The sequence below is a fragment of the Providencia sp. PROV109 genome, assembly GCF_033681625.1.
Lineage (GTDB): Bacteria > Pseudomonadota > Gammaproteobacteria > Enterobacterales > Enterobacteriaceae > Providencia > Providencia hangzhouensis.
Genome location: NZ_CP096320.1, coordinates 356,112 through 367,695 on the forward strand (window position 1 = coordinate 356,112; position 11,584 = coordinate 367,695).

The following is an 11,584-nucleotide window of genomic DNA, read 5'->3' on the forward strand; positions in this document are numbered from 1 at the left end:
AAACACACAAAACGTAAGGTTTTAGATTGCCATTTAGTGTAAATTTCAATTAAGACTTATCTTACGCTTATCTGTTGTAATGGTGTAATGAATCGTATATTAAGTTGTTTTTTCATTTCAATATTTTCAATGCATGTATTTATAGTTTTTAATATCACTTTCATTGAATTTTTAGAATTAAATAAAATGTGTGGTTTTTACATAACTAAATATAACCTGAAATATTTATAAGTAAGTTGACTTTATAAATATAAATTAATCTAAATGACGATCTTTAGTTATAGTATCTCTTCATTTTTTGGTGATTGCATCTATTTATATCATTATCTTAGTATAAAAAACTAAGTTAGCATCCCTTTTTGTGTAATTTTGACAATTAATATTGTGGTATTAATATTGGTATCAGAAAGAAACAAGGTATTTAAAAATTCAGCATAATGTTTTTGTTTGTTTCGTTTTGTTTCAAGCGGGAATAGCTAATGTGAATTTTTAGATGAATTAAATTGTGGAATGCTTTTAAAGGTAATTAGGTTTTATTCATACAGAATGCAAGGTGCAATGCAATAATAGCGAATTAAACTTTCATATATTTTATTTTTGTCCATTTTGCTATTTCTATATTGATGTTGGTCTCTCATTTTCGGCGATACAGAAATAGTCTTTTTTTAAAACCAGTTCAATAATTTGGTTTTAAAAAAGGGTATTGAACGGATTTTAATATCCCCCAATGTTGACTTAATTAAATAGGTTGACAGTTAGTTATCCAGGCTCATGAAAATGGCATAGGTATTTGTAAACAATTATTGTGAACTTGGTTTTTAATAAAAATTGTGTCTTTAACTACTTACATGACGACATAAATACAGAGGTATTTACATATGTTATTCAACAAAAAATTAGCGGTTTTAGCAGTATTAGCAGGTTCTATGGTAGCAGGTTCTGCATTAGCTGCAGATGGTAAGAAAGGTGCGGAAGTAACATTCAAAGCCCAATTACGTGCTCAATCTTGTGATGTGTCTTCAACTACTACAGGTTCTGTTGTTGACTGGGGAACTTTCACTAAAGATGTAACTGATGCTTTAGCACCAAATGCAGTTTTAGGTGATGAAAAATCTTTTGATTTAGTTCTGTCTAACTGTTCTGCTGACGCAGCTGATACTTCAATGAACGTATTCGCTCAAGGTCAAGCAGCAGCTGGTTTCCCAGCACTGTTTGCTAACCAAGAATCTAAAGCTTTAGCAGTTAAATTAGCTTCTGGTGCAGTTAATATTACTCCTAACGCAGATGCAGTAGTGGTTATCGACCCTAAAGTTGCTAAAGATGGTGGTGCTGTCATTCCTATGAAAGCTAATCTGATTCTTACCAAAACTGGTGTACCTACTGATAAATTATCCGTACCAGTAACATTTACTGTATCTTATAACTAATAATATTAGTTAATACGAGTAAAGAGGCTTTTTAATTAAAAAGCCTCTTAATATTGTTTTTAATGATTGGACTAAGTAATGAAAGCAAAAGAATCGTTTTTAAGAAAAAAAGTAGTTAATGATTGTTATAGAGCTTTAATTCTACTGTTTTCATTAATTACTACTACTAACGTTTACGCTGCAGGTGGTGTTGGTTTAAATGCGACCCGAATAATATATGTCCAGGGTGAAAGTAGTGTATCGGTTGGTGCTCGAAATAATACAAATATTAATTATTTAGCAAAATTTTCGGTAAGCATGAATAATGATGGTTCAGCATCAAAAACGCCTTTTTCAGTTACACCTCCATTAATTAAAATCAACTCAGGGGCAACGCAAGATATTAGGATTTTTGCTCAACCGAATTCATTACCAACAGATAGAGAGAGTGTTTTTTATTTCTCTGCTACTATGATACCTGCTACTGATGGTCCTTTAGAAGGATCTGCAATGAATATTGGTTATAATAATATTATTAAGGTTTTTTACCGACCTTCAAAATTATCTATCTCACCATATGACGCATATAAAAGCTTAGAGGTAAGCTCTAGTAGTACAGGTATTATTATTAATAATAATTCACCATACTATATTTCTTTAAATAAGCTCAGTGTTAATGGTGTTAAAATTGATTTAAATATGAAAAAGCGTAATACAATGATTTCTCCTTTTGACTCTTTCAGTTATATAACTCCGGCAAATGGCCGTAATGGTATAGTTAAATGGACAGTTATTAATGACTTAGGTGGCGAGGAGTCTTTTAGTGGAAAAATCAATTAGTAACAAAATAAAGGCATCTATTTTAAGTGCTATTTATATTGTAATAGGCATGTGTTTCTTTATTGGAAGAGCTTCAGCTTTAGATATTGAAGTTATCGGCAATGTATCTAAAGGAACGTGTGAAGTATCATATGAATCGATGACGGTTAAATTTGATAAACCATTATTAACACCTCAAATTAAACCGAATGTTGACGATGAAACCTATGTGAAACCCTTTTCTTTAAAATATAGTTGCACTGATTTTAATCTATCTGATGGTCCAGCACCATTTAAAATGAAAATAACGCCTGGGATAGGAACTTTAGTTGATAATAGTAATAAAATATATCCAACTAATAATATTACTGGAGCTGCGTTTGTTTTAAAAAACTGTGATGAGAATAAGCTCAATTGTAAAGTCGTAAACCTCAATGCTGGCGGTGAAATTAGTTTTGATGTTACAGCTAATAGCCAATTAGAGAATCATTTTGAAGTAAATGTTGTCCAGCTTGGAACTACTCAGCCAATACCTGGAGAACTAGTTGCCTCTGTTGATATAGTATTACTTCAACCATAAGAATTAATAGGTGGTATTAACTGTGAAGTCTCTAAATAAAATATGTTGTAGAGTTACATTGGCCTTTTACGTGATGTTTTTTTCTTATTCTTCAACAGCTTTAGTACCAGGTACACACGATTTTACGTTTGATTTAACTGTGCCTAAAAATACCTGTGATATTGCTGTCACTAGTGATAGTGGTAAAAAGAATATTGTTGATTTTGGAAATGTGCCTTTATCTAAGTTTGGGGTGGATGCATCTAGTGGAAAGATTAAGAAAGCTTTTGATGTTGTAATCAGTAACTGTAAAACTAATAGCTTTGATAATAACTATATTAAATTAACTGGCAACTACACAATAAATGATGGTTTTTTAGATAATCCAGGAAAAACGTTTGCTGTAAGAATCTCTGCAAATGATAATGCAAATCAATCATCTGCAGATTTTATTACAGAAACTAATAATGTTTTATGGTCGAATATTAAAACTCAAAATGTAACTAAAACATTTTATGCTTATGTCATGTGTAAGAACCAAGTTGCTGATTGCTCGATAGATCAAAATATTGGGGCATTTAAAGCAACACTAACATTGTCATATTATGCAGATTAAATAGGTAAATGTGATGATACGGTTGATATTAACAATAATACTAGCTTGGCACTTTACCCTTCATGCTGGAGGATTATCTTTAGGCCAAAGTAGAGTTATTTTCACAGATTCAGATAAGAATAAGGTTGTTAGTATCCGTAATGAGGGTGAAAGCCCTTTATTAATTCAAATGTTATTATTAGATATAAAGGATGAGAAGAATGCTGATAGTTTTATAATTAGCCCTCCTTTATTCAAAATTAAAAGTAAAACAGAACATGCAGTTAGGATATATCCTGATAATGTTTCTAAGCTACCTAAAGATAGAGAATCAGGATTCTATTTGAAAGTAAGGGGTATTCCACCGACTAGCAAAAAATTAGAGGAAGGGGATACGCCTGAAATAGTTTTTGTAACAGCTATAATTATTAAATTATATTATCGGCCTAATGGTATACCTGAGCCAAATAAGAATAATTTTGAACAGGTAAAGTTAAAAAATAAGGATGGAAGGTGGCAATTTCATAATCCAACCCCTTATTATATGACAATTGTTGATTTTAATATGAATGGTAAGAACTATAATGATTCCATTTTAGTTTCACCATTTAGTTATTATAAATTAGAAAATACTAATGAAAGTATAAATGTAGCAAGTTGGCGTTTTCTTGATGATAATGGTGCTGGAACTGAAGTGTTTAGAATTAATTGAAATTTCTTTTATATTTATTAAATAACATATAATGATTTTTCAGCGCTTGCATATTTTGAATGTAAAGATAATCTAAGGCTAGAGGAATGGAAAACAAAATATTAAAACTTGGTTTGCTATCTTCATTGATAAGCTTATCTCTGTATTCATATGGTGACGATTATTTTGATCCGAGCATGCTTGAAAGTCAGCTAGGAATTGATGCTAGCCAGTTAGATTTATCTCAATTTAATTCATCCAATACTATTCCGGCAGGTGTTTATCGCTTACAGATCGAAATAAATAGAAACATACTATCCGAACAAGATGTTAATTTTGTTGCAAACTCAAAAGGTCTTGTTGTACCTGAATTTGATAAGACAATCTTGGAAAATTGGGGGGTTAATGTAAAAGCACTGCCTGGGCTTAATAATTTATCTCCAGATGTTAAAATATTATCACTTAATGACTACATTAAAGACGCAACAGTAAGAGTTGATGTTAGTAAGTTAAAATTAATAGTCACTGTCCCTCAAATATACATGGACAATAAAGTTCAAGGATATATTGATCCATCAATGTTAGATACTGGTGTTTCTGCATTATTTTTGAATTACTTCATTAGTGGTAATAAAAATAAAACAGATTCATCGTCTGGAACAAATAAAAGTGATAGTTTATTTGGAACATTGAATAGTGGCTTAAATTTAGGTCCTTGGAGACTGAGATCCAATATGAGTTACTCTTATTCTAAGAGTAATGGCGATACTGAATCATCTACTGACTTTACTAATACATATATAATGAGAGCCCTTCACTCCATTAAATCTACAATGATGGTTGGTGAAATATCTACAGGTAGTGATGTTTTTGATTCTATTCCATTCAAAGGAATTAAAATATCAAGTGATGAGGCAATGCTTCCTAATAGCCAACGAGGCTTTGCTCCTGAAGTTGCAGGTATTGCTCAGTCTAATGCGCAGGTTACTATTAGACAAAATGGCTATGTTGTTTATCAAACATATGTGTCACCTGGAGCCTTTAGAATTAAAGATATATATTCTTCAGGTAACGCGGGTAACTTAGATGTTACGGTCAAGGAAGAAGATGGAACTGAGAAAACCTTCACAGTTGCGTATTCCTCATTACCTGTGATGCTTAGACCTGGTGGCTATAAGTATGAGACCAGTGTTGGTCGCTATGATGGTGGGTATACCGTTGATTCTAAACGATCTGATTTCTTTTTAGGATCTTTAATTTATGGCCTGCCTACAAATAGTACATTATATGGTGGCCTATTATTTGCGGATAATTATTTTTCAGCAGTAGCTGGCTTAGGTGTATCACTAGGCACTTTTGGTGCTTTATCTATGGATATTACTCATGCTACGGCTAATATGGATGGCGATTTAGGAGACCGCGCTGGACAATCATACCGTGTTCGTTATTCGAAAAGTATGATGTCGACAGGGACTTCTATCGATTTAACTGCTTTACGCTATTCTACTCGATCTTATTTTAGTTTTGCTGATTTCAATAACTATGACTATAAGTTGAAGGATGGGGTTGCGCCTTGGATTAACCAACGTCAGAGAGCGAGTTTTACCACTTCTATAACGCAAAGATTGGGAGAATATGGTAGTGTTTTCTTATCAGGAAGCATCTCTGATTACTGGGAAATCAACCGTGAAGTTCGTCAGATGGTGATGGGATATAACGGAACTTATAACAAAATAAACTATGGTATTACATACAGCATAGATAGGATAAAAGATAATACATCTTGGCCTGAAAATAGAATGGTATCAGTAAATGTCAGCATACCGTTCAGCATATTTACCAACAATGTGTTAGCGAAGGATATATATAGTACTTATTCATTTAGCCAGAATAATGATGGCTATATTGATCAGCAAGCAGGAATTTCAGGTAACTTGTTAGATAATAAAATTTATTATGGTATTACGCAAGGGTATGGGAATAAAGGCGTCGGGAATAGTGGTTCTTTAAGTGCTGGTTATTCAGGTTCCTCGGGTAATATTTCCTCTGCATATAGCTATTCTAAGAATAGTCAATCAATGAACGCAAGTGTCAATGGCGGCCTATTATTACATTCGGGTGGTGTTCTATTCGGGCGTACTATGGGGGATAGTATGGCGATCATTGAAGCTGAAGGTGCAGCTGGTACTAAGGTAAGTAACCAAGATGTAGAGGTTAATAATCGAGGTTATGCATTGTATCCTTATATATCTCCTTATAACGCAAATGTTATAAATATGGATGTCAATACACTACCTAATGATGTTCTTCTTAGAGAAACCAGTAAAACGGTTTATCCCGCAGCAGGGGCAATTGTTAAAGTTAAATTTGATACTAAAGTTGGATATCAAGCTGTTATCAACTTAAAAATGTCGAATGGTACTGTGCTGCCGTTTGGGGCTGTAGCATCGTTAATTGAAGAAAATGCAACCGAAGAAAATACAGGTATTGTTGGCGATAATAATCAGTTATTTATGAGTGGGTTACCTGATTCTGGTAAATTGCAAATTCGTTGGGGTGCAAATAGCAACCAACAATGTTTAGCGTCATTCTCTAACTTAGGCAGCATTAATATAAGTAAAGGACAGGCAATCCGTACTATCTCTATTAATTGCCAATAATTTGTTATACCGGACTCTTACCTTATTAAAATTTTAAGAGGGGCTATGAAATTTTTTATTAAAAATAAGTCAATTAATTCACCGTTAATATTGTTGATATCACTGATTTCATTCTTTCCAATGAAATCGATGATAGCAGCTCAGAACGGCGGTACAATGACATTAACATTAGAAGGTATTATTGACTTAGAGCACCCGAAGGCAGCAACGGATCCCTACTTAGTCGAAGGTAGGCTGTCTGGTCGAACTTCTACAACCTATAACTATATTTATGGGTCCAAAACTCAAGCGTGGACATCACCGGATTTTGCGATTTTTTCTATTTCACCTCGCAGTACATCTTGTGTTGATGAGCCTATTGTGGAAGGGGGGCCGAATGCAACTGCAGCCCTGCAGAAAGTTCCTGGAGTCAATAAAGTTGGAATAAAACTTACTCATGCTAGCGGCGCTTATGCCTATATTGTTCCTAGTTTAGGTTTTTCTGTAAAACTTTCAGGAAATAACAATATAGGTTCATCAGGATTCGTTAAAGAAAGCTATAGTGGTGTAGTATTCGAAGATGTACCTAATTTGGTGGATAGAAGTACTAAAGGCAACCGTCAGTGGAAGCTTTGTTACACACCACCGGATGGGACAAGAGCTCCTGGTGGTTATAATTCAAAAAGGAATGTTAGTGTATATATAGCAGGTCCAATGCAAATGTATGCACCTGTGCCTATACAACCTGGCCGTTACTCATATAGTGGAATTCCATTATATGTTGGCTCTTATGGTCAAGATAATGATCAAGATGGTGTTAGTACATTACAAATTTCAACTAGCTTGAACGTTGTAAGGGTTTGTAGTATTTCTGATGTTAGCCAAGACAATTTTACTATTATTGCTGGTAGAGAAACTGAGTTTTTCAGACAATCCAGTTTTAAATATAAATGTACAGCAGATAATAAGCCAATTTACATTTCTGCGATCGCTCGTGAAGGAACTGTGGATTCAGCTAACCAACATAAGTTATGGTTCGACCGAACTGGTGGAAACATAACCTCTAATACGCCATATCTGTTAGCATTACCATATGCAGCTGGTAGTAGCGGAAGCTTAACTTGTAAGGACGAAGGAAAAGCGGGCTTATTGAATTTTGCTAACCAAGAAGAAACCTTATTAGGGTTAAACTCTGTTTCTAATGTAGTTCAAGATCTAAATATTAAGTGGGCTATTTGCTTAAATCCGAATACAGAGATAGGAAAGTATAGAGCACGTGTTGAAGTATCTATATATACTAAAGTTTAGCAATATCAGTGGAATTATTTTATTAAGAAAAATTGGGTGATAAAATGTTTTTCCGTTCACTAGGGTTAGTTCCATTATTTTTATCTTTATTTTTTGGTTTTATAAGCGTATCTTGGGGGGAGAATAGAACATTAGTTTTTCCCTACCAAAGAACAACATTTATTGAAGGTGAGAAAAGTGTGTCATTTAGAATTTTGAATGATACAGATAAAACACCTTATTTAATGCAATCATCTGTTGAATTATTAGATGAAGGTAGTGGTCTTGATATAAAAGAAAATAATATAAATATTCCTTTTATGGTCACTCCTCCACTTCATAAGCTGGAAGCTGGCAACTCTTATACTTGGCGAGTTATGTTTATTGGTGATAGTGATAAATTAGCGAAAGATAGGGAAACGGTTTATATTGTAAAATATAGAGCTATCCCTCCATTAGACAAAAACATGCGAGAAAATAATAGTAGTATTGATGTAAATACTATTCAAGTCCTTCACTTTAAAGTTTATTATAGGCCTAAGCAATTTGCTAATTTAACCATAGAAAATGAGCAAAAAAAGATTTCCTTTAGGCGAGAAGGAAATAATATTATAGTTAAAAATAATTCACCAATTTATATGTCCTTTGAAAGTTTGGCTGTTAATGGAGTATCCGTTGATTACAAAGAATTATTTAAGCCAATTAAGCCACTATCAGAGCAAATATTCATTTCAGATAGCAAAATCCGTGATGTAAATACGATTACATGGAGTGTGTTGGATGAATTAGTATTAGAATTGCCTAAAAATACATCCACACTGTAATTTACAGGTAATGTTATAGTATTTAGGGCTAGGAGTAACTTGATTTGTTTAATAATGTAATCCTATGTATTACTGAGAGATCCAAATGCAAGATATAATATATAAACTGAAGGATTACGAGAAAGAAAAACTATCTACCTTTTTATTTTTTATTCTTTATTTTTTGTTTTTTTTCTCATCTCTAGCCTTTTCAAAATCCGATACTAACTTTCGTCTTGTCATCCATGGCGGAGCAGGGGATATTACAGAACGTTTACTCACTCTTGAATTACAAAAAGAGCATGAAGAGAAATTAAAGGAAGCATTACAGGCAGGATATTCCATTTTAGCTCAAGGTGGCGATAGTATAGATGCCGTTCAAGCGGCTGTGATCGTAATGGAAGACTCTCCGCTATATAACGCAGGTAAAGGGGCTTCTTTAACTACAAATAATAAAGTGGAATTAGATGCTTCTATCATGGATGGTCGCGATCTCAAAGCTGGCGCCGTAGCGGGTGTATCGAATGTAAAAAACCCTATCATGGCCGCCTATAAAGTGATGACTAAAACCCCTTATGTGATGATGGGAGGAACCGGAGCTGAACAATTTGCGAAATCAGAAGGGTTAGATATTGTTGATGAATCCTATTTTATTACTGAAAAACGCAGCGAACAATTAAAGAAAGTGAAAGAGATCAGCCGGAAACTCGATCAAGAAAAGGGAATTAACGCCTCGCTATTTATAGACCCGCTAATGTTTGATTATAAGTATGGCACTGTGGGTGCTGTTGCCGTTGATAGCCGCGGAAATGTTGCCGCAGCAACCTCTACAGGTGGCAGTACTAATAAACATTATGGCCGAATTGGTGATTCACCCATTATTGGAGCCGGAACATATGCGGATAACAATACAGTTGCAATTTCTACAACTGGTTTAGGTGAGGTCTTTATCCGAGGTGTTGCTGCTTATGATGTTGTTGCTCAAATGAAATACGGCAATACGCCATTAGCTGAAGCCACAATGAATACTTTGAATTCAGTGAAAGATATGGGAGGCACTGGAGGTATTATTGCAGTAGATAATAAGGGCAATTTTGTTATGCAATTTAATACTAAAGGTATGTTTCGCGGGATGATTGATCAAGATGGTGTTTCACAAGTTGCAATGTTTGGTTTTTAATATGTTATCTATTTAATTTTAATTGTTTTTTATTTTTAAGAATCGAATTTGAAATTACTAGTTTCCCATGTTGACGGTTTTGCCTACTTAAGCGTAATTGTTGGTAGGCTTTTTTTTTATTGGAGTTGGCATGTAAAAGCAGAAGAAGATTCATCTTTGATAATATAAAGATTATCACTCATTTTAGTTATATTAATATAGTACTTGATTTTATCTTTTTCTAATTGAATGAAATTAGAAAATAGCTTCTCAGGTATATTATCTGAATTGGTTACTGATGAAGATTTAAAGGTAACAACATAGTTACCATTGTGGTCAATCGCTAAGTAATTAAAATAAATTGCTCTATTAAGCCGGTAGATTTTTTTATCATCTTTTAAGTAGCCATACATATTCATGCGACCATAATTTTTTGTTGAAATTTGTAAATTAATCTTTGATTTCAAGCTCAACCCATTCTGTGTATTATTATCTTTAATCCATAATATTTCAGAATGGCAGATTTGAACATTGTGATTATTTTTATTGATAACAAAGGATGCGGTTGATGCGGTTGCGATTAAAAATAACGATACGGCAATATATTTTTTCATTCAAATTCTCTGATCATTAATCGATATGCAATCATGTTTAATGTTAATGCTGCTACAAATGCTGAGAGATATATTTTTATCAATGGAATAAGCTTGATTTAAGTCTGACAAAAGAATGATTCTTTTGGGTTCATCACATCGAATATTATATTTATCCAGCTTGCTATGTATTAGATTGATATTATAGCTAGAAACTTTAGCTAGCATATTAACCGGTGCTTGTATGATACATTTTTCACGTGAACTGACTGACAGGTAGTCACTCGTTGGATTTTCCTTAGCCATATAATACCAAAAAAATAAATTAATTAAATAGCATATCGCTATTGTTGAAATAGCTAATAGCAATATTTTTAAAGTTTTTTTGTTTAATGTTTTTTTGTTTTTATTTTTAATCGCGAGTGTCGTATTGATATTGCTACTATCGTCTTCTCCAGTTAATAATTCCGAGTTATTGGTATTTTCATCAAGTGATAAGTTTTCTGATACTGTGTTATCAGGGAGTTTTTGAGATAACTCTGAATTTTCGATATAGCCATGCTTACTTATATGAAGGGGATTAACTTCATTATTTTGTTCGTCAGATTTTACGTGTATAACGATATGACTATCAAGACGAAATCCTTTTTTGGGTACTGTAACAATACACTTAGGATCAATACCGACCTGCTCTAATTTTTTTCTTATTTCACTAATGTAAGTATTTAAATTATTATTAGAACCGACAAGGCCATATTCTTCCCATACATTCGTTAAAAGTTCATCTCGTGTTGCGAGTCCTTTTTTTAAATTTAATGAGATAATCTCATCGAATAATCTAGCAGCAGGTTTAGATAATTCAATAAATTGATTTTTATCATCTTTTGAGTATATTAAGCTTGTGTTTTTTTCGAAAATATATTTTTCGTCAATAGTGTAGTCATGTGACTCGTTCATAGATGCCGTCTGCTCTCTAATTAAAATAACGAATAGAAAATCTAAAAGTAATAACAGCCAATTTTAATAAATAGGC

Annotated in this window: 11 protein-coding genes; 9 read left to right on the forward strand and 2 right to left on the reverse strand. The window is 33.2% G+C overall.

Going from position 1 to position 11,584, the window contains the following annotated elements:
- Positions 1-878: 878 nt before the first annotated feature.
- The 9 genes from M1F25_RS01605 (at position 879) to M1F25_RS01645 (ending at position 9,979) form a co-directional block, all read left to right on the forward strand.
- Positions 879-1,427, forward strand: coding sequence for a fimbrial protein (locus M1F25_RS01605; RefSeq protein ID WP_094962859.1), 549 nt, complete (start codon positions 879-881; stop codon positions 1,425-1,427).
- Positions 1,428-1,505: 78 nt separating this feature from the next.
- Positions 1,506-2,246, forward strand: a complete 741-nt coding sequence (locus M1F25_RS01610; protein ID WP_181489125.1) for a molecular chaperone — start codon at positions 1,506-1,508, stop codon at positions 2,244-2,246.
- Positions 2,230-2,805, forward strand: coding sequence for a fimbrial protein (locus M1F25_RS01615; protein ID WP_110592534.1), 576 nt, complete (start codon positions 2,230-2,232; stop codon positions 2,803-2,805). Before M1F25_RS01610 ends, M1F25_RS01615 begins: the two co-directional genes overlap by 17 nt.
- Before the next feature lie 22 nt (positions 2,806-2,827).
- Entirely contained in the window at positions 2,828-3,400 is a 573-nt protein-coding gene (locus M1F25_RS01620; RefSeq protein ID WP_232368713.1) for a fimbrial protein, read from the forward strand.
- A 13-nt stretch (positions 3,401-3,413) separates the two neighbouring features.
- On the forward strand, positions 3,414-4,091 hold the full coding sequence (locus M1F25_RS01625) for a molecular chaperone (protein ID WP_144141517.1): 678 nt from the start codon (positions 3,414-3,416) through the stop codon (positions 4,089-4,091).
- Positions 4,092-4,177: 86 nt separating this feature from the next.
- Positions 4,178-6,730: a fimbria/pilus outer membrane usher protein gene (locus M1F25_RS01630; RefSeq protein ID WP_004261281.1), complete on the forward strand. Its 2,553-nt coding sequence runs from the start codon at positions 4,178-4,180 to the stop codon at positions 6,728-6,730.
- Between the two features lie 45 nt (positions 6,731-6,775).
- The gene (locus M1F25_RS01635; RefSeq protein WP_094962855.1) at positions 6,776-8,017 is read left to right on the forward strand and encodes a hypothetical protein; all 1,242 of its coding nucleotides are present in this window, start codon (positions 6,776-6,778) and stop codon (positions 8,015-8,017) included.
- A 44-nt stretch (positions 8,018-8,061) separates the two neighbouring features.
- A complete protein-coding gene (locus tag M1F25_RS01640) occupies positions 8,062-8,820 on the forward strand; it encodes a molecular chaperone (protein ID WP_112307375.1) in 759 nt (252 codons plus the stop codon).
- Between the two features lie 85 nt (positions 8,821-8,905).
- Complete coding sequence (locus M1F25_RS01645) at positions 8,906-9,979, forward strand: isoaspartyl peptidase/L-asparaginase family protein (RefSeq protein ID WP_094962854.1); 1,074 nt, start codon at positions 8,906-8,908, stop codon at positions 9,977-9,979.
- A 116-nt stretch (positions 9,980-10,095) separates the two neighbouring features.
- On the opposite strand, the gene M1F25_RS01650 is transcribed toward M1F25_RS01645, so the two are convergent.
- Entirely contained in the window at positions 10,096-10,572 is a 477-nt protein-coding gene (locus M1F25_RS01650) for a FidL-like protein (RefSeq protein WP_094962853.1), read from the reverse strand.
- Positions 10,573-11,508 (reverse strand): winged helix-turn-helix domain-containing protein, encoded by a 936-nt coding sequence (locus M1F25_RS01655; protein ID WP_181489127.1) that lies wholly within the window; start codon positions 11,506-11,508, stop codon positions 10,573-10,575.
- Positions 11,509-11,584 lie beyond the last annotated feature (76 nt).

Excerpts from the sequence above, each read along its gene's own strand:
- M1F25_RS01630 (WP_004261281.1), top strand. The coding sequence starts at position 4,178 with ATGGAAAACAAAATATTAAAACTTGGTTTGCTATCTTCATTGATAAGC.
- M1F25_RS01655 (WP_181489127.1), bottom strand. The coding sequence starts at position 11,508 with ATGAACGAGTCACATGACTACACTATTGACGAAAAATATATTTTCGAA.
- M1F25_RS01635 (WP_094962855.1), top strand. The coding sequence starts at position 6,776 with ATGAAATTTTTTATTAAAAATAAGTCAATTAATTCACCGTTAATATTG.
- M1F25_RS01605 (WP_094962859.1), top strand. The coding sequence starts at position 879 with ATGTTATTCAACAAAAAATTAGCGGTTTTAGCAGTATTAGCAGGTTCT.
- M1F25_RS01640 (WP_112307375.1), top strand. The coding sequence starts at position 8,062 with ATGTTTTTCCGTTCACTAGGGTTAGTTCCATTATTTTTATCTTTATTT.
- M1F25_RS01610 (WP_181489125.1), top strand. The coding sequence starts at position 1,506 with ATGAAAGCAAAAGAATCGTTTTTAAGAAAAAAAGTAGTTAATGATTGT.
- M1F25_RS01650 (WP_094962853.1), bottom strand. The coding sequence starts at position 10,572 with ATGAAAAAATATATTGCCGTATCGTTATTTTTAATCGCAACCGCATCA.
- M1F25_RS01625 (WP_144141517.1), top strand. The coding sequence starts at position 3,414 with ATGATACGGTTGATATTAACAATAATACTAGCTTGGCACTTTACCCTT.
- M1F25_RS01645 (WP_094962854.1), top strand. The coding sequence starts at position 8,906 with ATGCAAGATATAATATATAAACTGAAGGATTACGAGAAAGAAAAACTA.